Source organism: Devosia litorisediminis (genome assembly GCF_018334155.1).
GTDB classification, from domain to species: Bacteria; Pseudomonadota; Alphaproteobacteria; order Rhizobiales; family Devosiaceae; genus Devosia; species Devosia litorisediminis.
Genome location: NZ_JAGXTP010000003.1, coordinates 15,886 through 40,658 on the forward strand (window position 1 = coordinate 15,886; position 24,773 = coordinate 40,658).

27 protein-coding genes and 1 tRNA gene are annotated in these 24,773 nt (G+C 62.3%); 12 read left to right on the forward strand and 16 right to left on the reverse strand.

Going from position 1 to position 24,773, the window contains the following annotated elements:
• Positions 1 to 218 precede the first annotated feature (218 nt).
• A complete protein-coding gene (gene ilvD / locus KD146_RS15105) occupies positions 219 to 2,063 on the forward strand; it encodes a dihydroxy-acid dehydratase (RefSeq protein ID WP_212659674.1) in 1,845 nt (614 codons plus the stop codon).
• A 167-nt stretch (positions 2,064 to 2,230) separates the two neighbouring features.
• Here ilvD and KD146_RS15110 read toward each other — a convergent pair whose 3' ends face one another.
• From KD146_RS15110 to KD146_RS15130, 5 genes are read right to left on the reverse strand one after another with little or no spacing between them, the layout of a single operon-like run.
• Positions 2,231 to 3,100 carry an aldo/keto reductase gene (locus KD146_RS15110; protein ID WP_212659675.1) on the reverse strand — a complete coding sequence of 290 codons (870 nt, stop codon included), beginning with the start codon at positions 3,098 to 3,100 and terminating at the stop codon, positions 2,231 to 2,233.
• Between the two features lie 42 nt (positions 3,101 to 3,142).
• Complete coding sequence (locus KD146_RS15115; RefSeq protein WP_212659676.1) at positions 3,143 to 3,568, reverse strand: DUF1178 family protein; 426 nt, start codon at positions 3,566 to 3,568, stop codon at positions 3,143 to 3,145.
• A gap of 57 nt (positions 3,569 to 3,625) precedes the next feature.
• The gene (locus tag KD146_RS15120) at positions 3,626 to 4,456 is read right to left on the reverse strand and encodes a carbon-nitrogen hydrolase family protein (protein ID WP_345790835.1); all 831 of its coding nucleotides are present in this window, start codon (positions 4,454 to 4,456) and stop codon (positions 3,626 to 3,628) included.
• 11 nt (positions 4,457 to 4,467) lie between these two features.
• Positions 4,468 to 4,722, reverse strand: a complete 255-nt coding sequence (grxC, locus tag KD146_RS15125; protein ID WP_212659677.1) for a glutaredoxin 3 — start codon at positions 4,720 to 4,722, stop codon at positions 4,468 to 4,470.
• 34 nt (positions 4,723 to 4,756) lie between these two features.
• Positions 4,757 to 5,566 carry a ComF family protein gene (locus tag KD146_RS15130; RefSeq protein ID WP_345790836.1) on the reverse strand — a complete coding sequence of 270 codons (810 nt, stop codon included), beginning with the start codon at positions 5,564 to 5,566 and terminating at the stop codon, positions 4,757 to 4,759.
• A gap of 31 nt (positions 5,567 to 5,597) precedes the next feature.
• On the opposite strand from KD146_RS15130, the gene KD146_RS15135 reads away from it, so the two are divergent.
• Entirely contained in the window at positions 5,598 to 6,428 is an 831-nt protein-coding gene (locus KD146_RS15135; protein ID WP_212659678.1) for a class I SAM-dependent methyltransferase, read from the forward strand.
• Positions 6,429 to 6,493: 65 nt separating this feature from the next.
• Here the strand turns inward: KD146_RS15135 and KD146_RS15140 are convergent, their stop codons facing one another.
• The 5 genes from KD146_RS15140 to KD146_RS15160 form a co-directional block, all read right to left on the reverse strand.
• Positions 6,494 to 7,063: a CarD family transcriptional regulator gene (locus tag KD146_RS15140; protein ID WP_427857115.1), complete on the reverse strand. Its 570-nt coding sequence runs from the start codon at positions 7,061 to 7,063 to the stop codon at positions 6,494 to 6,496.
• Between the two features lie 319 nt (positions 7,064 to 7,382).
• The gene (locus tag KD146_RS15145) at positions 7,383 to 8,375 is read right to left on the reverse strand and encodes an esterase-like activity of phytase family protein (RefSeq protein ID WP_212659679.1); all 993 of its coding nucleotides are present in this window, start codon (positions 8,373 to 8,375) and stop codon (positions 7,383 to 7,385) included.
• Complete coding sequence (gene cobT / locus KD146_RS15150) at positions 8,375 to 10,261, reverse strand: cobaltochelatase subunit CobT (protein ID WP_212659680.1); 1,887 nt, start codon at positions 10,259 to 10,261, stop codon at positions 8,375 to 8,377. The genes KD146_RS15145 and cobT overlap by 1 nt, the downstream gene beginning before the upstream one ends.
• Positions 10,262 to 10,415: 154 nt before the next feature.
• On the reverse strand, positions 10,416 to 11,399 hold the full coding sequence (cobS, locus tag KD146_RS15155) for a cobaltochelatase subunit CobS (protein WP_212659681.1): 984 nt from the start codon (positions 11,397 to 11,399) through the stop codon (positions 10,416 to 10,418).
• 98 nt (positions 11,400 to 11,497) lie between these two features.
• The gene (locus KD146_RS15160; protein WP_212659682.1) at positions 11,498 to 12,139 is read right to left on the reverse strand and encodes a J domain-containing protein; all 642 of its coding nucleotides are present in this window, start codon (positions 12,137 to 12,139) and stop codon (positions 11,498 to 11,500) included.
• Positions 12,140 to 12,184: 45 nt separating this feature from the next.
• Here KD146_RS15160 and KD146_RS15165 point away from each other — a divergent pair, with 45 nt between their 5' ends.
• Positions 12,185 to 12,475 carry a BolA family protein gene (locus KD146_RS15165; protein ID WP_212659683.1) on the forward strand — a complete coding sequence of 97 codons (291 nt, stop codon included), beginning with the start codon at positions 12,185 to 12,187 and terminating at the stop codon, positions 12,473 to 12,475.
• Here KD146_RS15165 and aroB read toward each other — a convergent pair.
• Together aroB and KD146_RS15175 are read right to left on the reverse strand one after the other, a co-directional pair.
• Positions 12,472 to 13,584, reverse strand: coding sequence for a 3-dehydroquinate synthase (aroB, locus tag KD146_RS15170; protein WP_212659684.1), 1,113 nt, complete (start codon positions 13,582 to 13,584; stop codon positions 12,472 to 12,474). The two genes, KD146_RS15165 and aroB, sit on opposite strands and share 4 nt — an antisense overlap.
• Positions 13,584 to 14,171 (reverse strand): shikimate kinase, encoded by a 588-nt coding sequence (locus tag KD146_RS15175; protein WP_212659685.1) that lies wholly within the window; start codon positions 14,169 to 14,171, stop codon positions 13,584 to 13,586. The genes aroB and KD146_RS15175 overlap by 1 nt, the downstream gene beginning before the upstream one ends.
• A gap of 138 nt (positions 14,172 to 14,309) precedes the next feature.
• Between KD146_RS15175 and KD146_RS18520 the strand changes: the two genes are divergently transcribed.
• From KD146_RS18520 to KD146_RS15195, 4 genes are all read left to right on the forward strand, one after another.
• The gene (locus tag KD146_RS18520; RefSeq protein ID WP_331284421.1) at positions 14,310 to 14,528 is read left to right on the forward strand and encodes a hypothetical protein; all 219 of its coding nucleotides are present in this window, start codon (positions 14,310 to 14,312) and stop codon (positions 14,526 to 14,528) included.
• Complete coding sequence (xerD, locus tag KD146_RS15185) at positions 14,525 to 15,433, forward strand: site-specific tyrosine recombinase XerD (protein ID WP_212659686.1); 909 nt, start codon at positions 14,525 to 14,527, stop codon at positions 15,431 to 15,433. The genes KD146_RS18520 and xerD overlap by 4 nt, the downstream gene beginning before the upstream one ends.
• Before the next feature lie 174 nt (positions 15,434 to 15,607).
• On the forward strand, positions 15,608 to 16,561 hold the full coding sequence (locus KD146_RS15190) for an acetyl-CoA carboxylase carboxyltransferase subunit alpha (protein ID WP_212659687.1): 954 nt from the start codon (positions 15,608 to 15,610) through the stop codon (positions 16,559 to 16,561).
• Between the two features lie 184 nt (positions 16,562 to 16,745).
• Positions 16,746 to 17,768, forward strand: coding sequence for a L,D-transpeptidase family protein (locus tag KD146_RS15195; RefSeq protein ID WP_212659688.1), 1,023 nt, complete (start codon positions 16,746 to 16,748; stop codon positions 17,766 to 17,768).
• A gap of 10 nt (positions 17,769 to 17,778) precedes the next feature.
• On the opposite strand, the gene KD146_RS15200 is transcribed toward KD146_RS15195, so the two are convergent.
• From KD146_RS15200 to KD146_RS15215, 4 genes are all read right to left on the reverse strand, one after another.
• A complete protein-coding gene (locus KD146_RS15200; RefSeq protein WP_212659689.1) occupies positions 17,779 to 18,342 on the reverse strand; it encodes a hypothetical protein in 564 nt (187 codons plus the stop codon).
• A 226-nt stretch (positions 18,343 to 18,568) separates the two neighbouring features.
• A complete protein-coding gene (aac(3), locus tag KD146_RS15205) occupies positions 18,569 to 19,348 on the reverse strand; it encodes an aminoglycoside 3-N-acetyltransferase (protein ID WP_212659690.1) in 780 nt (259 codons plus the stop codon).
• Entirely contained in the window at positions 19,348 to 19,662 is a 315-nt protein-coding gene (locus KD146_RS15210; RefSeq protein WP_212659691.1) for a YrhK family protein, read from the reverse strand. The genes aac(3) and KD146_RS15210 overlap by 1 nt, the downstream gene beginning before the upstream one ends.
• A 113-nt stretch (positions 19,663 to 19,775) precedes the next feature.
• Positions 19,776 to 20,213 (reverse strand): winged helix-turn-helix transcriptional regulator, encoded by a 438-nt coding sequence (locus tag KD146_RS15215; RefSeq protein ID WP_212659692.1) that lies wholly within the window; start codon positions 20,211 to 20,213, stop codon positions 19,776 to 19,778.
• A gap of 95 nt (positions 20,214 to 20,308) precedes the next feature.
• Between KD146_RS15215 and KD146_RS15220 the strand changes: the two genes are divergently transcribed.
• The 5 genes from KD146_RS15220 to KD146_RS15240 all read left to right on the forward strand — a co-directional run bounded on the left by KD146_RS15220 (position 20,309) and on the right by KD146_RS15240 (position 24,771).
• Positions 20,309 to 20,731, forward strand: coding sequence for a DoxX family protein (locus tag KD146_RS15220; protein ID WP_212659693.1), 423 nt, complete (start codon positions 20,309 to 20,311; stop codon positions 20,729 to 20,731).
• A 90-nt stretch (positions 20,732 to 20,821) separates the two neighbouring features.
• The gene (locus KD146_RS15225) at positions 20,822 to 23,278 is read left to right on the forward strand and encodes a beta-glucosidase (protein ID WP_212659694.1); all 2,457 of its coding nucleotides are present in this window, start codon (positions 20,822 to 20,824) and stop codon (positions 23,276 to 23,278) included.
• Positions 23,279 to 23,421: 143 nt separating this feature from the next.
• A tRNA-Arg gene (locus KD146_RS15230) sits at positions 23,422 to 23,498 on the forward strand.
• Between the two features lie 137 nt (positions 23,499 to 23,635).
• Complete coding sequence (locus KD146_RS15235) at positions 23,636 to 24,148, forward strand: GNAT family N-acetyltransferase (protein ID WP_212659695.1); 513 nt, start codon at positions 23,636 to 23,638, stop codon at positions 24,146 to 24,148.
• A gap of 128 nt (positions 24,149 to 24,276) precedes the next feature.
• Positions 24,277 to 24,771: a CAP domain-containing protein gene (locus KD146_RS15240; protein WP_212659696.1), complete on the forward strand. Its 495-nt coding sequence runs from the start codon at positions 24,277 to 24,279 to the stop codon at positions 24,769 to 24,771.
• The last annotated feature ends 2 nt before the right edge of the window (positions 24,772 to 24,773 follow it).

Genomic DNA, 24,773 nt, shown 5'->3' on the forward strand with positions numbered 1-24,773 from the left:
TAACGCCCGGACCGCGATTTCGATGCAGTGAGGGCCTATATGAGCGCCAAAAGGGCCATGTCAGCGCCCCACCTGATCACGTCGCGATCATCACGGCAATGTCAGCCGTACCGTACGGTACGGTACGGTTTTCGATTGATCCAATGCTGGAATGGGTTTAAACAGCATCAACCGCGCCTTAGCCCGTTTTGGGTGCACTGAATTTCGAGGACCCCGCAATGCCCGCATATCGTTCCCGTACCACCACCCATGGCCGCAATATGGCTGGCGCGCGTGGCCTCTGGCGCGCCACCGGGATGAAGGATGGCGATTTCGGCAAGCCCATCATCGCCGTGGTCAATTCCTTCACCCAGTTCGTGCCCGGCCATGTCCATCTCAAGGATTTGGGTCAATTGGTGGCCCGCGAGATTGAGGCGGCTGGCGGCGTCGCCAAGGAATTCAACACCATTGCGGTCGATGACGGCATCGCCATGGGTCATGACGGCATGCTGTATTCCCTGCCCAGCCGCGACCTGATCGCGGATTCGGTGGAATACATGGTCAACGCGCACTGCGCCGACGCCATGGTCTGCATCTCCAATTGCGACAAGATCACTCCCGGCATGCTCAATGCCGCCATGCGCATCAACATCCCCGTGGTGTTCGTGTCGGGTGGCCCGATGGAAGCCGGCAAGGCCATGCTCAAGGGCAAGCTGCAGTCGCTCGATCTGGTCGACGCCATGGTGATGGCCGCCGACGACGCCTATAGCGACGAAGAGGTCCAGGCTGTCGAAGAAGCGGCCTGCCCCACCTGCGGGTCATGCTCGGGCATGTTCACCGCCAATTCGATGAACTGCCTGACCGAGGCACTCGGCCTCAGCCTGCCGGGCAATGGCTCGACGCTGGCCACCCATTCCGATCGCAAGCACCTGTTTGAAGAAGCCGGGCGCGTGATCGTGGACATTGCCAAGCGTTGGTACGAGCAGGACGACGCGTCGGTGCTGCCGCGCTCGATTGCGACCAAGGCTGCGTTTGAAAATGCCATGACGCTCGACATCGCCATGGGCGGCTCGACCAATACCGTGCTGCACATTCTAGCGGCCGCCCATGAGGGCGGTGTCGATTTCACCATGGACGATATCGATGCGCTCAGCCGCCGTGTCCCCGTGCTGGCCAAGGTCGCGCCCGCCATCGCCGACATCCATATGGAAGACGTGCACCGTGCCGGCGGCATCATGGCGATTCTGGGCCAGCTCGACCGCGCCGGCCTGATCAACCGCAACGAGCCCACCATTCACATGCCGACCATTGGCGATGCGCTCGACAAGTGGGACATCTCCCGCACCAATTCCGAAAGCGTGCGCAATTTCTTCATGGCCGCCCCTGGCGGCGTGCGCACCACCCAGGCCTTCAGCCAGTCCAACCGGTGGGCCGAGCTGGATCTGGATCGCCAGGGCGGCGTCATTCGCTCGGCCGATGCCGCCTATTCCAAGGATGGCGGCCTCGCCGTGCTCAAGGGCAACATCGCCATCGATGGTTGCATCGTCAAGACCGCTGGCGTTGATGAATCGATCCTCAAATTCACCGGACCAGCCCGCGTCTTCGAGAGCCAGGACGATACCGTCAAGGCCATCCTGACCAACCAGATCAAAGCAGGCGACGTGCTCGTCATCCGCTATGAAGGCCCGCGCGGCGGCCCCGGCATGCAGGAAATGCTCTACCCAACGAGCTATCTGAAGTCCAAGGGCATGGGCAAGGCCTGCGCCCTGCTCACCGATGGCCGGTTCTCGGGCGGCACCTCGGGTCTGTCCATCGGTCACGTTTCGCCAGAAGCGGCCGAAGGCGGCACCATCGGTCTGGTGCGTGAAGGCGACACCATCGAGATCGATATCCCCAATCGCTCCATCACCCTGCTGGTTGGCGAAGATGAGCTGGCCCAGCGCCGTCACGATCAGGATCAGCTGGGCTGGAAGCCCGCCCAGCCGCGCAAGCGCAATGTGACTCAGGCACTGCGGGCCTATGCGGCCTTTGCCACCTCTGCCGCGCGCGGCGCCGTGCGCGATCTCGGTGATCTGGACAAGTAAAACTAGGGGCCCGCGGATCAATCCGCGGGCCCCTGCTACATTTTCGTGACACACCTGTTATCGCGTGCTAGAGGCACGCTCAGCCGAAGGCGGTCTGCCAAGATTGCCGGCTGGTTAGGTTCGATAGCGGGGATTCCACCCTCCCTATCGGACCGACCTAAAACCCCTCAACCTTTCTTGCCGATCTGATCCAGTGTCGCGAAATCCGCGTCGCTGAGTTCGATGCCGGCTGCCGCCACATTGTCCTCAAGGTGCTTCACCTTGCTGGTACCCGGAATGGGCAGAATGACCGGCGAGCGCTTGAGCAACCAGGCCAGGGCAATCTGGCTTGGCGAGGCCTTGTGCTTTTCGGTGATGGCGCGCGCATCCGCATGGCCTTCAACCAGTTCACCACCGGCCAGCGGAAACCACGGAATGAAGCCAATGCCATTGGCGGCGCAGTATTCCAGCACATCTTCACTGTCGCGATTGGCAAAGTTGTAGAGGTTCTGCACGGTGGTGACGTCGAAGTATTTTTGCGCTTCCTTGATGTCGTCCACACTGACATTGCTCAGGCCGGCATGGCGGATAATCCCGTCCATCTTGAGCTGCGCGACCGCCTCGAACTGCGCCTGGCGTGGCGTCTGCTTGTCGATCCGGTGCAATTGCCACAGATCAATCACATCCACCTTGAGCCGTTGGCGGCTCAGCACCGCGCCCTGTCGCAGAAATTCAGGGCGCCCCACATGGTGCCATTCGCCGGGCCCGGTGCGGGTCAGTCCACCCTTGGTGCCCACGATCGTCCCCTTGCCATAGGGTGCCAGTGCCTGCGCAATCAGCTCTTCGCTAACGAAAGGGCCATAGCTCTCGGCGGTATCAACAAAATTGACATTGAGTTCCGGCAGTCGCCGCAGCACCGCCTTGGCGCCCTCGACATCGTCCGGAGGCCCCCAGATACCCGGGCCGGTGATCCGCATCGCGCCAAAGCCGAGGCGATTGATCGTCAGATCACCGCCAATGGAAAACGTGCCCGCAAGGGCTGCGTCCAGAACTGTCATATTGAATTCTCCGCATGGTCGCGCCAGGAATGGCGCTCGGAACTAGTTGTGTTCGTCAGGCAGGTCCGGCAGCGGCAGAAACTCGATGCCGTCCTCTGCCAGCCCGGCGACCTCGTCATGCGTCGCCTCGCCATAAATGCCGCGCGCCTCGACCTCTTCGAAATGGATCTTGCGCGCCTCTTCGGCAAATTTGTCACCGACATAATCGGCTTCGCTGGTGACCTTGTCGCGATAGGCCCGCAGCATTTCGCGGATCTTGGCGGCCTCGGGGTGACCGGCGCTGACCACAACCTTGTCGCCGTCACTACGGGCCACGGCGGGCGCCATCAGCGCCTTCTCAACATCGCCATCGCCGCACACCGCGCAGGTCACCAGACCGCGCGTCTTCTGCTCATCAAACGCTGCAGCGTTCCTGAACCAGACGTCGAACTGGTGGCCTTGTGAGCATTGGAGGGAATACTGGATCACGGCAAAACTTCTCGAGCGCCTCTATGGCGCGGCTGTAGCAGAATAGCTGGTTTTGACCTAGCGCGGCAACGCGGCCGGCGTGGCGAAGGTTTTTTCATTGGCAAGAGCGGGAATCCGCCCTCGCGCATCCGCGACCAACTCCGGCGTAATCTCGGCCACCAGCACGCCGGGCTGGTCATGATCAAGCTCGCCCACAACCCGACCCCAGGGGTCGATAATGATGGAATGGCCATAAGTAGCCCGGCCATTGGCGTGCTGTCCGCCCTGCGCCGCAGCAATCACATAAGAGCCTGTCTCGATCGCCCGGGCGCGCAGCAGCACATGCCAGTGCGCCTGCCCGGTTGGCACCGTAAACGCCGCTGGCACCGCCATCAGCGAGGCGCCCGCATTGGCCAGGGCATTGAACAGCTTGGGAAAACGCATGTCGTAGCAGATCGCCATGCCGAGCGTAAAATCGCCCACTGGCGCCGTTACCGCCGTCTCGCCGCCACGATAGGTATCGCTTTCACGATAGGCATTGAGCCCGGCAATGGTGGCATCGAACAGGTGGATCTTGTCATACTGCGCCGCGATTTGACCATCGGGCCCGAACAGCACCGACCGGTTCGCGAACCGGCCATCATCGAGCGGCACGGCCAGCGAACCGATATGAATGTGGATACCATGGTGCCGGGCCAGTTCCCCCACACGCGCCAATTGCGGGTCATCTTCAAAAGGCGATGCCACGGCAGCAAGGCCAGCGCGGTTTTCCCCGAAGGCCATCGTCACTTCGGGCGTCAACACATAGCGCGCGCCCGCCTGCGTGGCCTCGGCCAGCAGGGGCTCAAGCGCCGCCATATTGGCCGACGGGTCCGCACCCGAGCGCATCTGAATCGCCGCTATCTTCACCCGGGCAATCCCTAGCGAGTCAGCAGCGGATCAAGGCCACCGCGCCGATCAAGCGCCGCCATATCGTCATAGCCGCCGATATGGGCATCATCGATAAAGATCTGTGGCACCGTGCGGCGACCATGGGCGCGCTGCATCATGGCTTCGCGCAGGGACGGGTCCAGCACGTTGATCTCTGTATAGTCTGCGCCTTTTTCAGCCAGCAGCGATTTGGCTGCATGGCAAAACGGGCAGGTCGGCGTCGTATAGATTTCGATGGTAGCCAATTCAAAATTCTCCCATGAATACGGGTGCTTGCTCTTATATGGGTAACTCCGCACCAATGACAACGCGAGCGAAAGTCACGACATCGACAGAGCCGGCACCGCCCTTGAACAAAGCGCGGGTAACCGCCTTGGTGGTGGCGCCGGTGGTATAGACATCATCGACCAGCACAATAGACCGGTCGGTGGCCCGCACCATCGCCTCGGGATCAACGGCAAAGGCGCCGGCAACGTTCCGCTGTCGTCCGTCTCCGCTCAACCCAACCTGCTGCCGGGTCTTGCGCGTGCGCCGCACCAGAGCGGTATCGACACGCAGTCCGGTGAGTTGTCCAAGATGCAGCGCCAATTCCGCCGACTGGTTATAGCGCCGCGACAGGTGTCGGGCGCGATGCAATGGCACCGGCACCAAAACGGGATCTGATTGCCACAGCTCACGCCCGGCACCTGCCATCAGCCGCGCACAGAACCGCGCCAGCTCGGGTCGATCACCGTATTTTAGCCGCGACACGATCGTTCCAGCGATGTCATCATAGATCACCGCAGCGCGTGCCCGCCCAAAGGGTGGCGGATCAGCCAGGGCCTCGGCCGACAGGGCATCGGGGCCCAGCGAGACCTCAAAGGGCAGCCCGAGCCGCGGGCAGAGTGGCGCCGTGATCGGGCGCAACCGGGCAAAACACTGTGGGCACAACGTATCTGGCGACGCCATGGGCGCCTCGCAATTCAGACATGCCGGGGGATAGACCAGATCAAGCAGACCACGGCCCAGCCACCGCACACCCTGCCTCAGGTGACGGCGCCATGCCCCGCTTTTGACAAGCTCGTCGGCGCTCTCCATAACGCTTTCCATAGTGCCATGTCCTGAAACGGCCGCAAGTCACATGATTCAGACCCCCGCGATTTTCGATTCAGCCCTGATTGCCCAGCATCTGGCGCGCCGCAGCGCACCGGGCGATTTCGTCACCGATCTGGTGCTGGCCGATCTTGAAGACCGGCTGGTGGCGCTGATCCGCGACTTCCCCAAGGCCGCCATTATTGGACCCGACGTCGACAAGCTCCCCGCCTTTGGCCAGACCGCCAGCGCCCGGTTCAGCTATCAGCGTCACGCCGCCTTTGGCGGCCAGGACGACGTGCCGGTGCTTGAGGGCGAGGATTTCAATCTGATCGTCTCGATCCTGCACCTGCAGGCGGTCAATGATGTGCCCGGCTATCTGGCGCGCCTGCGGGCCAGGCTTGCCCCCGATGGCCTGATCATGATCGCCGCACTGGGCGGGGAAACCCTGACCGAATTGCGCGAGGCCTTTCTGGCCGCCGATGCCCAGATATTTGGCGGCGCCTCGGCGCGTGTCGCCCCCATGCTGCAGGTGCGCGATGGTGGCGGGCTGTTGCAGCGCGCCGGACTGGCGCTGCCTGTGGCCGATGTGGAAACCCATGTCGTGCGCTACCCCACCCCCTTCGCGCTGATGGCCGAACTCAAGGCGCTCGGTGCGGCCAATCCACTGGTGGATCGCTCACGCCGGCTGGCCAGCCCGGCCCTGCTGGCCGCAGCCGCCCAGGCCTATGCCGAGCGCGATGCCGACCCCGATGGCCGTATCCGTGCCACGCTCGAAATCGTCTGGCTCTCGGGCTGGGCGCCGCATGAAAGCCAGCAGCAACCGCTCAAGCCCGGCAGCGCCACGTCGCGCCTGGGCGATGTACTGGGCAAGGTCTGACAGACCACCAAAAAAGGCCGGTGTTTCCACCGGCCTTCTGATTATTTCAGTCGATATCTGCGCGCTTAGGCGGCAGCTTCCTCGTCGCCTTCAGCCGCAGCGTCCTTGGTCCGCTTAGGTGACTTGGCGAGGTTCTTTTCGATCAGCTGCACAGCTTCGGTCAGCGTCAACTTGTTGACCGAACCGATTTCGCGGCTCATCCGATCCATCGCCTGTTCAAACAGCTGGCGTTCCGAATAGGACTGCTCTGGCTGCTCTTCGGAGCGATACAGATCGCGCACGACCTCGGAGATGGCGATCAGATCGCCCGAATTGATCTTGGCTTCATATTCCTGGGCCCGACGCGACCACATGGTGCGCTTGACGCGGGCACGGCCGGTCACGGTGGTCAGCGCCTGAGCGACCATATCCTCGTCGGCCAGCTTGCGCATGCCAACGGACTTGATCTTGGCGACGGGGACGCGCAGGGTGAGCTTGTCCTGTTCAAAGCTGATCACGAACAGCTCGAGAACCAAACCGGCGACTTCCTGTTCCTCGATGGAGACGATGACGCCGACGCCATGCGCCGGATAGACGACAAACTCGCCCGTCTTGAACCCAAGTCGCTGCTGTGACTTCTTGGCTACCATATTCATGGAACTCCTTGTTGACGCCCCAACGGACAGTTCCTCGCGGAAAGGACCGTCCATCATTACTTATTGGCGTCCAAACGGAACGCCGCGCGCAGCACAACCCCACGCACACCGGACCCGCTTGTTCCGGAGCGCACGCATCCTACGATGTTGTCAAAAAAATCGTGCCTGAAGGCACGGGTTGGGTGACGAGCTGAACTGCATATGGGCTCACCATAGCACAAAAAATCAGCAAAATCAAAAACTACGAATCAGTGGCCTATTCGCCACTATGGCAGTCGTGTTTCGCCAGAACCGCACTCTGGCCGACCGCCAAAACACACTAGTCGAGCAGCGCAAATTCCAGCAGCAGGCTGCGCTGCCAGTCATTGAAATTATTATCCGAGCCGATCAGAATCCGCGTCTCGCCATCGGGTGCCTGATGCACCGCCAGCGCTTCCATATTGTCGATGGCACTGCCGCTGACAGCCAGTAAAAGCTCGCCTGTCATGACACTGCCCGGGCGCACATCGGCCGCCGCGACGCGCCGCAGCGCCATCGAAAACGTCAGCATCGACACGCCCCGCTCCAGCACCAGCAGATCGCCATTGGGCAAAAAGGCGCAATCGGTCGGAAACACCACCGGGCTGACCGCATAGCTGATCGGCCCCTTGTCGTTCTGCCCCAGCAGCCAGCCGGCATGATTGCCCGCGCCGTCTTCATGATCTTCGGTCAGCAGCAGGGTCGAGCCGGCGATGGGGGAGCTTGGGGGGGCAATGCACACCGATTCCAGCGAACCATTGGTGCGTAGATCATCGAGCCAGCCGGGCAATTCCACTTCGCGCGCCGCGCCACCCGGCACCCCGTCGGTCAGCGCAAAATCTGCTACCCGCGTCAAATGCTCAAACCCCACCCGCACCCCTACCGGAATGCCGCTGCGATAGATGGTGTCGATACTCTCGGCGTCCTTGGCATATTGCCGCGGCAGCGGATCGCCCTTGGAATTGCGGATCGGCTCGACCGTGACCCCGATCAGCCCGAACAGGCGATCGGTATCGTCATAGGCCAGCTGTCCAGCCACAAAGCTGCCCCGGTCAGTAACGAAGCTGACATGCTGGTCAGGACCGGTAGTGGTCAGGCCGGATAGCCCGCCAAACGTATCATCCTGCGCCACCAGCGCCAGACCACCGCGAAACGCCAGACGGCCCACACGACCATCCAGCCCGGTGTCACCAAAGCTGGTGATCTGGGTCGCGCTGACCGCAACCTCCGCTGCCTCAAGGGGCGACAACCCCGCCAGCAGCGCGACAGCGATGGTGGCCAGGGTCCGTTGCATCACCGTCCGCGGCGACGTGACTGTGGCGGCAATTCTTCATCGAACAGCGCTGCCAGCTCGTCGGTCAGCGCCCCAGCAAGCTCTTCGGCATCAAGCAGGGTCACGGCGCGGCGATAATAGCGCGTCACGTCATGGCCAATACCAACAGCCACCAGCTGAATGGGCGAACGGGTCTCGATGTCTTCGATCACCTGACGCAGATGGGCCTCGAGATAATTGCCGGCATTGACCGACTGGGTGCTGTCATCGACCGGCGCACCATCGGAAATCACCATCATGATCCGCCGCGCTTCGGGGCGCGCCATCAGGCGCTTGCGCGCCCATTCGAGCGCCTCGCCATCGATGTTTTCCTTGAGCAGGCCCTCACGCATCATCAGGCCCAGATTGCGCCGGGCATGGCGCCATGGCTCATCGGCAGCCTTGTAGATGATGTGGCGCACATCATTGACGCGCCCCGGATTGGCCGGACGCCCTGCTTCAAGCCAGGCCTCACGGCTCTTGCCGCCCTTCCAGGCACGGGTGGTAAAGCCCAAAATCTCGACCTTGACGCCGCAGCGCTCCAGCGTGCGCGCCAGAATATCACCGCAGATCGCCGCAATGGTGATCGGCCGACCGCGCATCGACCCCGAATTGTCGATCAGCAACGTCACCACGGTGTCGCGGAAATCGGTATCGTTCTCGACCTTAAAGCTGAGTGCCTGCATCGGATCGGTGACCACACGGGTCAGGCGCGCCGTATCAAGCAGGCCTTCTTCAAGATCGAACTGCCAGCTGCGGTTCTGCTTGGCCATCAGCCGGCGCTGCAGCTTGTTGGCCAGCCGCGCAACAGCGCCGGCTAGGCTCTCCAGCTGCTTCTCGAGCAAGGCGCGCAACTGATCGAGCTCATCGGGTGGACACAGCTCGGCCGCCTTGACGATCTCGTCGAACTTGTTGGTGAACACCTTGTAGTTGAACTGGTTGGAGAGCTCATTGCTGCCCTCCTTGCCGGGGGGCGGCATGGGGGCGTCTTCGCCGGCATCGGCAGCCGCGTCCTCATCGGTATCGGCCATATCCGATTCAATACCGTCCACATCGCCAGCTTCTTCGCTGTCGCCGGTCTGTTCGTCCTGATCGCTATCCTGGCTGTCGTTCTCGCCTTCGCCCTGCTCGGGCGCCTGCTCGGAATTCTCGCCCTGATCAGGCTCCTGATCATCCCCATCGTTCTCGTCGGAATCGGCGGGATCCTCGAGTTCGCTTTCGGGCACCAGATTGAGATCACGCAGCAGCATCTTGGCCACCTTGGAGAACTCTTCCTGATTTTCGTAGCGCGTCAGCAGATCATCGAGCGACTTGCCGCCCTTGTCTTCGATCTCCTTGCGCCACAGATCAACCAGCGCATGGCCCGATGGCGGCACCGGCACACCTGCAAGCTTTTCACGCAGCAGCAGGCCCAGCGCCTCGGCAATGGGCGCATCGCCCTTGTCGTCGACTTCGGCGAAATTGCCGCGGAACAGGCGGTCTTCCAGCATTTCGGCAATATTGCCGGCCATGCCGGGCATGCGCACGCAGCCCAGCGCCTCGACGCGGGCCTGCTCGAGCGCATCAAACGCCGCACGGGCCGTGGGATCCATCGGCGAGCGCTTGCGATGTGATTCGGGGTCGTGGCTGGCCAGCCGCATCGCCATGGCGTCGCCCTGCCCGCGGGCAATGGCGATATCGCGCCGGGTCGGCAGCCGGGGCAGATTGGCCAGACGTGCCTTGTCCGAGGTCAGCAGGGGCCGATCCGAGGTGAATGTCACCTCCAGATCAGGCTTGGCGCCGATGGCGCGCACTGTTGCCCCCATCGCCGATTTGAAAATCTGCGTCTGGTCGGGCTTGTTGGCTTTGTTGCGCGGTGGGTTGGCCATGAAAAATGCTCGTCGGTTGGGGGAAGGCCCCCTCACCCGCCACGAATGCGGCGACCGCTCCCCCAAGGGAGAAGTGAGAAATGCCGGACCCCCTGCACCTCCCCCTTGGGGGAGAGGTCGGCCCGAGCGGGCCGGGTGAGGGGGCCTTCTTGTCTTAGACCGTCACAGCCAGATTGGCTGATGATTCAGGCAGATCTTCGCCGAAGACGCGCTGGTAGAACTCGGCCACGACAGGGCGTTCAAGTTCGTCGCATTTGTTCAGGAACGTCAGGCGGAAGGCAAAGCCGACATCGCCACCAAAAATCTCGGTATTTTCGGCCCAGGTGATGACAGCGCGCGGGCTCATCACGGTGGACAGATCGCCATTCATAAAGGCCGAGCGCGTCAGGTCCGCCAGGCGCACCATATTGCCCACCAGCTTCTTGCCCGCTTCGGTCGCCGCATAGGCCTTGTTCTTGGCCAGAACGATGCCGACTTCCTTGTCATGGGGCAGGTAGTTCAGCGTGGTGACCAGGCTCCAGCGGTCCATCTGGCCCTGGTTGATCTGCTGGGTGCCGTGATAGAGGCCCGATGTATCGCCCAGACCAATCGTATTGGTGGTGGAGAACAGACGGAACGCGGGATGCGGTACGATCACGCGGTTCTGGTCGAGCAGGGTCAGACGACCCGCCACTTCGAGCACACGCTGGATCACGAACATCACATCGGGGCGACCCGCATCATATTCGTCAAACACCAGCGCAACATTGTTCTGCACGGCCCATGGCAGGATACCGTCACGGAATTCGGTGATCTGCTTGCCGTCCTTGAGCACGATCGCGTCCTTGCCGACCAGGTCGATACGGCTGACATGGCTATCGAGATTGACGCGGACCAGCGGCCAGTTCAGCCGCGCGGCAACCTGCTCGATATGGGTCGATTTGCCGGTGCCGTGATAGCCTTGCACCATGACGCGGCGATTGAAGGCAAAGCCGGCCAGAATTGCCAATGTGGTGTTGCGATCGAACAGATAGTCCGGATCGATCGGCGGCACATGGCTATTGGCTTCCTTGTAACCCATCACCTTCATGTCGGTGTCGATGCCGAACAGCTCCCGAGCCGAGTATTCGGTGTCGGGCAGATTGGTGTAGTCAGTCATGGCAAAGCTCTTGGCGAAATCGAGACAGGAGGGACAGAAAAACTTGGGCGCTCTATAGCAGCAATGTCGCAGGGACGGTAGCCACCGAACCGGCAGGCCTAGTTGCCGACAAAGCCCATTTTTTTCAAATGGCTATAGGCCGCGATGATAGTCCGAAGACGTTCCTCGGACGATTTGTCGCCGCCATTGGCGTCGGGGTGATGAATCTTGACCAGGGTCTTGTAGGCGCTCTTGATCTCATCAGCCTTGGCCTGGCCCAGAATGCCAAGCGTTTCAAGCGCACGACGATCGTTTTCATTGAGCGCCTTGACCCGTTCTTCGGCAGGCTTTTGCGCCTGACGGTGACGATACTTGGCGAACACGCCGAACGGATCGCCATAGCGATCGCCCGGCCGCATGCCGGCCGTGGCAGCGGCGCGAGGCCGCACGCTGGGATTGCCGGTGGCAAAGCTGGAGCGACTTTCGGCCTTGGGCGGCTTGGTCAGCGCCTCGTTGAGCTCGTCCTTTTCCATGCCGGCAAAGAAGTTGAACGCCGTATTGTAGTGGCGCACATGCTCAAGGCAGAACCGGTGATACTCGGCTTCGCTGCGCTTGCCTTCGGTACGATTGCCCTTGGGGGCCTTGTACTCGCCGGCCTTTTCACAACCTTCCCATTCACACACATGTTCAATGGGCGCGGGCTTTTCTTCCCGGCGCGGACGGATGCGAATGTTATCGAAGAGCTTGGATTGGGATTTCATTGCGCCTAGTTACTTGCCTTGGATCAGTTAGAAAGTGCCCGCCCGATGTCCGCTAAAGACACCATTACCGCCAAGCTCTCCAGCAGGTTTACTCCTGCCTTCCTCGATGTGATCGACGAGTCGATGCTCCATCATGGTCATGCCGGCTGGCGTGAAGGGGGTGAAACCCACTTTCGTGTCAGAATCGCGACCGCCCATTTTGACGGGCTCAGCCGCGTCGCGCAACACCGCGCGATCATGGAAACGCTTGATGACGAACTCAAGGAACGCGTCCACGCTCTCGCCATCGAAGTCCTGCCATCGGCAGGGCCATACCCTGTAGCAGACAAAGACTAGCCGCGCATATCGTCAAGAAAGCTCGAGACCGCTTTGGGGTCGACATTTTTTTCGATGAACGCCCGACCGATGCCGCGCGTCAGGATGAAGGTCAGCGCGCCGCGGCTGACTTTCTTGTCCTGGGCAATCGCGGCCATGAGCGCTTCTGTACTGCCCAGCGTGCCGGGCACCTCAGCCAATGTGGTGGGCAGACCCGCCTTTTTCAAATGCGCCACGATGCGGCCGGTGTCCTGGCTCGGTGCCAGACCCTGCCGGGCCGAAAAGCCGTGCGCCAGCACCATGCCGACGGCCACGCCCTCGCCATGCAACAAGCGATCTGAATAGCCGGTGTCCTTTTCCAGCGCATGGCCGAAGGTGTGCCCAAGATTGAGCAGTGCGCGCACGCCCAGCTCGGTCTCGTCCTCGAGCACCACGCGCGCCTTGTGGGCGCAGCAGCGCGCAATGGCTTCGCCGCGCGCGGGACCACCAGCAAAGATTTCCGCCTGATTCTCTTCGAGCCAGAAAAAGAACGCTTCATCGTCGATCAGGCCGTATTTGACCACTTCAGCATAGCCCGACGCGAACTGTCGCGGCGACAGCGTGTCGAGCGTGGACAGGTCCGCCAGCACCAGTTTTGGCTGATGAAACGCTCCGATCAGGTTCTTGCCATGCGGAGAGTTGATGCCGGTCTTACCCCCCACCGAGCTGTCGACCTGCGCCAGTAGCGAGGTCGGCATCTGCACAAACCCCATGCCGCGCCGGGCAATCGCCGATGCAAAGCCGGCCAGATCACCGATCACCCCGCCCCCCAGCGCGATGATCAGATCGCCGCGCTCCAGACGGGCGGCCAGAATGCCCTCGACAGCCTGCCCCAGCAGATCCCATGACTTGGTGCTTTCGCCCGCTGGCAGCACGATTTCGCTGTGCTGCAACCCTGCAGCATCGAGCGAGGCCAGCAGCCGTGGCAATTGCGCCTTGGCGACATTGTCATCGGTGATGATGCCATAGCGGCGCCCCGGAAACCGTTCGGCCAGCAGCGCACCCGCATCATCGAGCAGCCGGTCGCCGATCAGAATGTCATAGGCCCGATCGCCCAGGCCGACATGAACGGTGTGCGCAATATTGGCCATCAGGTGTCCTGTTGTTTGAGATAGGCCAGCACCGCCTGCACCACATCGCTGGCGACCGCTTCCTGCGGCACGTCGCGGCTGGTCACGGTAACATCGGCCTCGGCATAAATGGGGTAGCGTTCCTCGATCAGCTTTTCCAGCGTCGCACGCGGATTGGCCGTCTTGAGCAGGGGGCGGTTGGAGCGCCGCGACACCCGATCGAACAGGATACCGATCTCGGCCTTGAGCCAGACCGAAATGGCTTCCGCCTTGACCAGCGCGCGGGTCTCCTGATTGACAAAAGCCCCGCCGCCCGTCGCCAGAACAACGCCCCGGGTCTTGAGCACCCGGGCAATCACCCGGGTTTCGCCGGCCCTAAATTCGGGCTCGCCGCGCTGTTCGAAAATCTCGGGCACGCTCATCTGCGCGGCCTTTTCGATCTCTTCGTCGCTGTCGAGAAACTGACGGTTGAGGCGCGCGGCAAGCCGGCGGCCGACAGTGGTTTTGCCGGCGCCCATCATGCCGACCAGCACCAGCGGCCGGCCGTCCAATAGTTCGGCAAGCTCCTCGGCGCGGGCCTGTCGCAATGCCGGATCGGGTCGGGTCAAGCAGTGGCACTCCTGATATGGCCGCTATCAACCCGCCTGCGCCGTCGCTGTCAAGAACTAGCGCGCCATTGCCTTATCCCTACGGAAATGAAACCATTTACTGCCATATTTTCGGCAAATGCAGTTTAGTGGACCCTCATGCCGACCCTGATCCGCCTCATCATCACGCTGTTGTTTCTGGCAGGCCTTGTCTATGTGGGCATGTTCGCCCTGGTGGCCTTTGTCGAGCCCGAGCCCAAACAGGTGACCATTCGCATCCCCACCCGCGACCTGCTCAATGGCGGCGCGCCGGCCCTGCCCGGCAGCACCGAACCGGCCAGCGCAGACACCGCTACCCCGCAGACCACCGGCCAATGAGCGGCACCCATCTGGTCGCATCATTTCTTGAAATGATGAGCGCCGAACGGGGTGCGGCCAAGAACACCATCGATGCCTATCGCCGCGACCTCGATGATTATGCAGCCTTTCTGGCCGGGCGGGGACAAACGGCGCTCAAGAGCGACCGCGAGGCGGTCATGGCCTATCTCGCCGGGCTCGATAGTCAGGGTTTGTCGGCCTCTTCGAGTGCCCGCCGCCTGTCTGCCATCCGCCAGTTCCACCAGTTCCTGTGCGCCGATAATCTGCGCGGCGATGACCCCACCCGCATTGTCGCCAGCCCCAAGAGCCGCCGGGCCCTGCCCAAGGTGCTCTCGGTGGCCGAGGTGGATAAACTGCTCACCACCGCAGAAAGCCAAGCCAATGCAGAGGCTTCACCCGCTGAGCAGGCGGGGGCATTGCGGCTCTATGTGCTGCTCGAACTGCTCTATGCCACCGGCATGCGCGTTTCCGAGCTGGTAAGCCTGCGCCGCGCCGCGGTAATGCGCGACACCAGCTTCATCACCGTCACCGGCAAGGGCAATAAGGAGCGCATCGTGCCGCTCAACGATCGCGCCCGCGATGCCATCAAGACTTATCTGGCAACGCTGGAGCCGGGCCCTTTCCTGTTCCCCGCCAAGGGTGCCGACGGCTATCTGTCGCGCCAGGTTTTTGCCCGCGATCTCAAGGGATTGGCCGGGCTGGCCGGGATCAGCGCGGCCCGTGTCGCCCCTCATGTGCTGCGCCATGCCTTTGCCAGCCATTTGCTGGCCGGCGGCGCCGATCTGCGCGTGGTACAGATGCTGCTCGGCCATGCCGATATCTCGACCACCCAGATTTATACCCATGTTCTGGACGAGAAGCTGCGCACTCTGGTGGAGACCCACCACCCCCTCAACCAGTCATGACATCTGGGGGTAATCGGGTAACAGACTGTTAGCATCGAGCCCCACAAAGCGCCTATCGCTGTGACTCCGCTTGACTTGCCATTGCGCCATCGTCACTTTCCGGCCACTTTAGGGCGCGACAGCAGCGGCCCTGATGCATGGGTCCAGAAATGTGACCCCTAACGGGCAGGTGGAATGCAGTCTTATCTCGATTTCGAAAAGCCGGTAGCCGATCTTGAAGGCAAGATCGCCGAGCTCAAGTCTCTTGCAGCGACCGATCAGGCCGTCAGCATCGACGAGGAGGTCAACCGCCTGTCGAGCCGCGCCGACGAGGCGCTGGTGGAAATCTACAAAAAACTCACGCCCTGGCAGAAGACCCAGGTCGCGCGTCATCCGCAGCGGCCGCACTTCTCCGATTACATCAAGACGCTGATCACCGAATGGCAGCCCATGGCTGGCGATCGCAAGTTTGCCGAAGACTCTGCCATTCAGGCCGGCTTTGGCCGCTTCAATGGTCAGCCTGTCGCCGTTCTGGGTCAGGAAAAAGGCAACTCCACCGAGAGCCGCCTCAAGCACAATTTCGGCATGGCCCGGCCTGAAGGCTATCGCAAGGCCGTCCGCATCATGGAAATGGCCGACCGGTTCAATATTCCGGTGATCTCGTTCGTCGACACCGCTGGCGCCTATCCCGGCATCGGCGCTGAAGAGCGCGGTCAGGCCGAAGCCATTGCCCGCTCCACCGAAAAATCGCTCGAACTGGGCGTGCCCAATATCGCCATCGTCATCGGCGAAGGCGGCTCTGGCGGCGCGATTGCCATTGCCACGGCCAGCCGCGTGCTGATGCTCGAACACGCCATCTATTCGGTCATTTCGCCCGAAGGCGGCGCCACCATTCTGTGGCGTGACGCGGCCCGGGCCCAGGATGCGGCCACCAATATGAAGATCACCTCGGCCGACCTGCTCGGCTTTGGCGTAATCGACGGCATCATTCCCGAGCCCACCGGCGGCGCCCATCGTCATCCCGAGGCGGTCATGGCCTCGACCCGCGAAGCGCTTGCCAAGTTCCTGGCCGACTTTTCGGGCAAGAGCCGGCTCGAAGTGCGCGAGCACCGCCGCGAGAAATTCATGGCCATCGGCACCGCGCTTTAAGCCTGTCTGCACGCTGGCCTTTGCCCATGCGGGCGAGGGCCCTGCCCACACATCTGTGTGAACAGCCCCGACTAGCTGGGGATTTTGGCCCATGGTAAGACTTCATTCACCAGCAATTCTCATGCTTGGGTAACCACTGGCCCCTAAAGGTCAGCGACTGTTCTCGCAATTGGGCCGCGCCATCGTGACCGCCACCGTTCTTCGTAAAATCTGCTCTGCGATCATTCTGCTCTGGGTCGTCTTCGGCCTGGCTGCCTGTGGTGGCTTCCTGCCCAAATCATCGAGCAACCGGCACAACCAGCCGCTGCAGTCGAGCGTCGTCTCGGCGCTCAAATCCATGGGCTCGTCACCCGGCGAAGCCATGATGATCCGCATCTTCAAGCAGGAGCAGTCGCTCGAAGTCTGGAAGCGCACCAGCGCCGGCCAGTTCAAGCTGTTCCGCACTTATGAGATTTGCGCCTTCTCGGGCGATCTGGGCCCCAAGATCAAGGAAGGCGACCGGCAGAGCCCTGAGGGGTTCTATACGATCACGCCGGGCCTGATGAATCCCAAGTCCAACTATTATCTGGCCTTCAATACCGGCTTTCCCAACAAGTTCGACCGCGTCCATGGCCGCACGGGCTCGGATCTGATGGTGCATGGCGACTGCTCTTCGCGCGGCTGCTACGCCATGACCGATCACGGCATTGCCGAAATCTATGCGCTGGCCCGCGAGAGCTTCAAGGGCGGCAATTCCAGCTTCCAGCTGCAGATCTTCCCCTTCAAGATGACCTCGACCAACCTGGCAAAGCAGGCCAAGAGCCAGCACCTCAATTTCTGGAAGGACATCAAGGAAGGCTACGACCTGTTCGAGCTCAACAAGCAGCCGCCCGCCTGGGATGTGTGCGAACGCCAGTACATCTTCAACGCCAGTGGTGGCGGTGCGCTCAATGCGGCCGGCCCCTGCCCTGCCGTGACCCGCAGCGCTGCGCTGCAGGCAAAATTGCTGGCCGACGAAAAAGCTGTGGCCGACGAACTGGCGGCAACTGAACGGCGCATCGCCGAGGAAGCCGCGCTCAAGGAGCGCAGCGAGGCCGTCAACGGCGCAGTCAATGGCGCCGTCACCAATCTGTTCGGTGGTCTGGGCGGCCTGTTTGGCGGCGAAGAGGTAACCCCGGTCATGAGCGGCAAGACCGCACCCGTGCCCCGTCCCCGGCTCGCCCGCTAGGTTTTATCGATCAGCAGACGACGCGGATTTCTGCGTAGTCGCTCACCCCACCACCATCGCTGGGCACAACGCCCAGCATGCATTGGGTATTGGGCAGGCCCACCGTGCCGCCGCGCGCAATAATGGTGCCATCCGACAGCGTGATATAGCCATCATCGACCGCGGCAATGCCCACCGTGCCGCTGGTGCCGCATACCGGATAGACATCCCCTGCCGACACCATGAACCGCATGCCCACTGGCAGACAGTCGCCGCCCGTTGCAATGGTCGGGGTCTCGGCGGTAGCGCTGGGCAGGCCCGGCAAGCTCGAAAGGGCTGTGGCCGCCCCGCCCATGCGCTGCTCGGCTTCAAGCACCGCCAGCCGGTTGGATAGATCAAGCAAGGCGCCATCATCGCTGGCTGCACTGCTGCCCGCGCCCTGCTGGCGCCCGAACAGCTCCAGGCTCACCCGGATCTGCGCGATATCGGTGGAGACACGTCTGATGTCGCGCTGGGTTTCGGCATAGACCCAGGCCGAGGCGCCCAGCGCCGCCAGACCGATCACGCCCACCGCCATACTGACAAGATTGCTCAAGGGCAGACCCGTTGACCGGTGTGCGGCCACAGGTTCCGGGGCCGGTTTAGCGCCACTGTCGCCCGGCACGAGCCGCTCGTCATCTCGTGAAACGCCTTTGACGGCCCAATCGTCTGCCACAGCAACACTCTCCGTTGTCCCAGACCCCTAGCATGATCCAGCCCGGGGATCGCCTGACAATGCGGCCCTGATATGGTCAAAAACCAGCCATTGCCCAATCCCGGCCTCAGGAACGCCCGAAGCGCCGTTCAAGCCAGCTAACGGCAAACTCCACCATTGGGGCAGCCTCCACCAGTACCGATGGCGCATACCCGATAAGCCCGCGCCGGCCCTGTCCGGTGGCGAGGAAATCCTCCACGACATCCGCGAAATAGTCATCGGCCAGCCCGTCGACAATCGGAATGCCGGTATCGAACTCCTCAAACCAGCGCCAGACTATTTGCCCATCGACCAGGATCGGCGTCTGATAGCGACGTATCCGCTTGCCGGGAATGTCGGCAAGATGCTCGGCATGGTGCAGCAAGGTCATGGTGTCGAGCGGCGCCCCCAGCAGCAATGTCTTGCCACCGGCGGCAACAAGTTTGCCGAATGGCGATTGCGGCCCATAGCCATAGTCGAGCGCGTGATCGGCCACGAACCAGGCGGCACGGCCACCCAGCGCCGCGCATGAGGCGCCCGGGCTGGCGCTCCGAAGAGCCCCCGGCGTGGTGCGCAGCAGTTCAGGAAAGGCGCCATTGTCGCGGATCGACCGGGAGGCGGCCGGATCAAAGGGCGCAATATGGGCGCGCAATTCGGCCCGATCGATCACGCCATCATCGAACTGCCAGTCGCAATAGCCCAAAATTGTGCCGGACGGTCCCACGACGTCAGCCAGCGCACCGATCAAGCTATCCGGTCCGCCCAGAATGGGGCCAATGGATCGCAGCCCCGCATGCACCAGCACAGCATCACCAGACACAAGGCCGAACCCGGCCAGTTGTTCAGCCAGCGCCTGGCGCGTGATCATTATCGGGCAGATGCGCTGTCTGATGCGCTCTGCTGCGTCATGCCCAGAGGCTGAAATTCTGCCGGTACGGGCAGGCGCATCAGATGCAGTTCGAGCATCAGGCGAATGCTGGGGCGCACCGCAAACAGGATCGAGCCGATCAGAAACAGCCAGGTGCCGGCGAACAGCAGGCTGGAATAGAAAAACAGCACGCTGCCGACGATGAAGGCGATAGCCGCCAGAAACTCGACCAGCGTGCGGGCCAACTCATAATGCCGCACGGCGGCGGCGTGTTGCGCAGAGGCCGTGCGCAGGCGGTGATCGAACAGCTTCATCGCCGTCTCCAACTGGTGTGGTCGCCGAGGCGAGGATGGCGCGTTGCCAATACCGACCCAGCAGATCGCATTGGTCCGGCATTGGCAAATCCGTGGCGATCAGGCGTGCCCGATCAGCTGCGGACGTAGGCGACCTTGCGCGGCTCGGCGGCCACAGCTGTCTCACGCGCATCATAGATGGCCCGGGCATCCATGATCGAGCCATGATTTTCCGAGGACCAGTTCCACAGCGCGTTGATTGGCTGCTGCAGCGTCTTGCCCAGTTCGGTCAGCTTGTATTCCACGCGCGGCGGCACCTCGGGATAGATGGTGCGGGTCACCAGACCATCGCGCTCCAGATTGCGCAGGGTCAGGGTGAGCATGCGCTGGCTGACGCCATTGATCATGCGCTTGAGCTCGTTAAAGCGCAGCGTGCCGTTATGACCCAGAATGCCCACAACCATCACGCTCCACTTGTCACCAATCCGGTTGAGCACATCGGACATGGCCGTGCAGTTAGATGATTTGGAGGTGTCTTGCAGCGATTTGAACTCGTCATCTTGCAGTGACATGAATGTGCCTTCTTGTCGTTCCTTAGGCACAAATATAGTCATGGTTCTCTTCTGTGCCTAGGGCGCAGTTGTCGCACCTGCCATAAGGATACAACATGACGGACACGACCAACGGCGCCACCGGCCGCAATGGATGGAATATCGGCCTCTGGGTCGCCCAGGCGCTTCTGGCCCTGATGTACGGCTTTGCCGGCTTCAACAAGCTCACCCAGTCCATGGAAGCCCTCGGCGCCATGGGCATGAGCTACGCACTGGACTACCCCGAAATGCTGACCCGCTTTATCGGTACCGTGGAAGTGCTCGGCGCCATCGGCCTCATCCTGCCCGCGCTGACCCGCATCCTGCCGCGTCTGACGCCGCTGGCCGCTGTTGGTTTCTCGGTCATTCAGGTCCTCGCCATGGGCGTCCATATCAGCCGTGCAGAGTTCAGCGTACTGCCCATGAATCTGGTCCTGCTGGCCCTTTCGCTCTTTATCGTCTGGGGCCGCACCAAAAAGGCGCCAATCAGCCCCCGCTGACTTTTCGACTGATCTGCCTGTCCGGGCGAATTGACACGACCCCGGACAGTGCGATCTGTGGAGGCCACCACAGACACATAGGGGCCTGCCATGACTGACCGCATCGAACAGCTAGCCGACCAGATGACGCTGGACGAACAGGTCGCCATCCTCTCGGGCGAAGATTTCTGGTCGGTGCCCGCCATTGATCGTCTCGGCATCGGCAAATTGCGCGTCACCGACGGCCCCAATGGCGCGCGCGGCGGCGGCTCGCTGATCGGCGGCGTCAAATCGGCCAGCTTCCCGGTGGGCATCGCGCTGGGCGCGACCTGGAATATCGATCTGCTCAAACAGGTCGGCGTGGCGCTGGCCGATGAGGTCAAGTCCAAGGGCGCCCACATGCTGCTTGCCCCCACGGTCAATATCCACCGCTCTGTCACCAATGGCCGCAATTTCGAATGCTATTCGGAAGACCCGATCCTGACCGCCGAACTGGCCAGCGCCTATATTGCCGGGCTGCAGAGCCAGGGCATCGGCGCCACCATCAAGCATTTTGCCGGCAATGAATCGGAAATCGAGCGCACCACGATTTCCAGCGAGATCGATGAGCGCAGCCTGCGCGAAATCTATCTGGTGCCCTTTGAATGGGCGGTCAAGAAGGCGGGCACCTGGGGCGTGATGAGCTCCTACAACAAGCTCAACGGCACCTTCACTTCCGAGCACAACTGGTTGCTGACCACCGTCCTGCGGGACGAATGGGGCTATGACGGCATCGTCATGTCCGACTGGTTCGGCTCGCACTCGACCGCCGAAACGGTCAATGCCGGCCTTGATCTGGAAATGCCCGGCCCGACCCGCGATCGTGGCAACAAGCTGATCGACGCGGTCAATGCCGGTACGGTCAGCAGGGCAACCCTGCGCCGCCGCGTCGTCGATATGCTCACCCTGATGCAGCGCGTCGGCTCGCTCGATGACCACCGTGATTTTGTCGAGCACGCCAATGACCGACCCGAGCACCGTGCCCTGATCCGCCGTGCCGGCGCCGAGGCGGCCGTGCTGCTCAAGAATAACGGCATTCTGCCGCTCAAGGGCGATGGCACCATTGCGGTGATCGGCCCCAATGCCAAGACCGCCCAGATCATGGGGGGCGGCAGCGCCCAGCTCAACGCCCATTATCGCATCTCGCCCTGGCAGGGGCTGATCAACGCACTGGGCCAGGAGCGCCTGCGCTACGCCCCCGGCTGCACCAATCACCGCTTTGAGCCATTGCTGCGCGGCGATCTGCAGGTGGCGTATTTCGACAATGAGCGGCTTGAGGGCGCCCCGGTCCATATCGGCACCCAGGAAGAGGCGCAGGCTTTCTGGATTGGCCATGTTGCCGAGGGCAAGGTCGATCCGATGCATTTTTCTGCCCGCATCACCGGCAGCTTCACCCCCGAAGTCAGCGGTACACACCGCGTCGGCATCTATGCTGCGGGCTTTGCCAAGGTGTTTGTTGATGGCGAACTGATCGCCGATGCCTGGACCAACTGGACCAAGGGCCGCACCTTCTTTGAAGAGGGCTGCGACGAGGTGGTGGGGACAGTCGAGCTGCAAGCCGGGCGCGCCCATCAGGTGGTGATCGAATTTGCCACCAAGGATTTTGCCACGCTGGGGCTGGCCGCCTTTGCCGCCGGTATCGGGCTGCCGCTGGGCGACCAGGCCATTGCCGAGGCTGCCGCGCTGGCCGCCACCGCCGAGACCGCCATCGTCTGCATTGGCCGCAGCGGCGAGTGGGACACCGAAGGCAGCGACCTGCCCTCGATCACCCTGCCCGGTCGCCAGAACGAGCTGGTGGCCGCCATTGCCAGGGCCAATCCCAACACAATCGTCGTGCTGCAGACTGGCGGCCCGGTGGAAATGGACTGGATCGGCTCGGTCGCCGCCCTGCTGCAGGCCTGGTATCCCGGCCAGGAAGCGGGCAATGCCATTGCCGATGTGCTCACGGGCGCGGCCGAACCCACCGGCCGCCTGCCCCAGACATTCCCCGCCCGCTGGAGCGATAACCCCACCCAGAGCCAGGATGCCGAAATCTATCCCGGCCTCGACGGCAAGGTGCGCTATGAAGAGGGCATCTTTGTCGGCTATCGCCACTATGACAGGCACGGCATCAAGCCGCTTTTCCCTTTCGGCTTTGGCCTGGGCTATACCGATTTCACCCTGAGCGATCTGCAGGTGGACGATACCGCCTTTGAAGCCGATGGCGCCGTGACAGTGACCGTCACCCTGACCAATAGCGGGGCCCGCGATGGCGCCAGCGTGGTCCAGCTCTATGTATGCGACGATGAGGCGTCCGACCCGCGCCCGGAAAAGGAACTCAAGGCCTTTGCCAAGGCCTGGCTCAAGGCGGGCCAGAGCACCCAGCTCACCCTCAGACTGGACGCCCGCGCCTTTGCCTTTTTCCGTCCCCAGTCCAAACACTGGTTGCTCGAGAATGGCAGTTTCACCCTGCGGTTGGGCCAGTCTTCCGATGATCTGCCGCTGAGCGCCAGCGTGACCCGCGCCACCACGCTGATGCTGCCGGTCTAGGGCAAGAAAGGCGCAACGACGCCATGGTGGGTTCGCGCGGCATGCCCGAACCCACTGTGCCCCCACCGGGGCTGCTTTTTGTTTGCCGATGCCAGCACCATACGGGTTTCGCTATTTCCGCACATTTGCTATCGGAAAGGCGTGGTCTCGTAGCTCAGTCGGATAGAGCACAGGATTCCTAATCCTGGGGTCGTGGGTTCGAATCCCGCCGAGATCACCACTGACCTGACTGCTGCTGCGGTGTCACGCCTGGCGTCGATCCGGTCACCCCTCCCAGACACCCGCCTGCATTTTTGCGCTCGACCGCGCCAGCGTCTGGGGCATAGTGCTCAGCCAGCAGGAGGGGAGACAGCAAGGATGGCGCACGAGGTCAGTATACGGCCCATCACCGAAGGTGACATTGAAGGTTTTCGCGCTGCGGTGGATCTGGTGGCCAGAGAGCGGCGCTATCTCAGCCGCATGGCAGGCCCCAGCCCCGATGGTGCCGCCCATTTTGTGCGCAGCAATATTGCCCATGGCCACCCCCAGTTTGTGGCAATGTGCGATGACACGCTGATCGGCTGGTGCGATATCGTGCGCAGTGATGGCGACTACGAGAGCCATGTCGGCAGCATGGGGATGGGTCTTCTGCCCGCCTGGCGCGGTCAGGGGCATGGCGGCCAATTGCTGCTGGCGACGCTGGCGCGTGCCCGCCAGATCGGGCTGAGCCGCATTGAACTGGAGGTTCACGCCAGCAATGCCAGAGCCATCAGCCTCTATCGCCGACTGGGCTTTATCGAGGAAGGCCGCAAACGCAGGGCGCGATATATCGACGAACGTTTCGAGGACATCATTCTGATGGCCCGGCTCGATGAGCCGCATACGCCCTAGGACCGTTGGCTGCGGTCGTGCATTCATTCCTCAGCAATCGCGGTGGTGTATCACCGCTGCACACCATGATTTGGCCTTGGTGCGGCTATATCGGCCTGCCAGCCACTTTTGCCTTTCAGGACAGTTTCATGCCCGCTCTGCGTAATTTCAAACCAGCCGTCTTGCCGCTTGCGGCGCTTCTTGCCGCGCTGATCATTTCGGCCTGCTCCATGGGCGGCATGGCGGGCGGCGGCTCAGCCACCGCGCTGGCACCGGGCCTGTCGGCCCGCATGGACCAGCCCGGCGCCAGCCTCGACCGCGCCCAGGCCATCGACATGATCAACGCCTATCGCGCCACCAAGGGCCTGGCGGCCCTCAGCCATGATACCGGGCTGGACGGCACCGCGCAGGCCCTGGCCGATCAATATGCCCGCACCGGCACCCCGCCCCAGACCCCGCAGGATCTGGCCGGCATGAAGCTGAGCGCGGGTTACGCCACCTTTGCCGAGACCTTTTCAGGCTGGCGCAATAATCCCGCTGATGCCGCAGGCCTGACCGGCACTGCATCGCGGGCCGGTATCGCTGTCAGCTTCAACGGCAGTTCGACCTATGGCACGCATTGGGTGCTGGTCATTGCCCGCTGAGA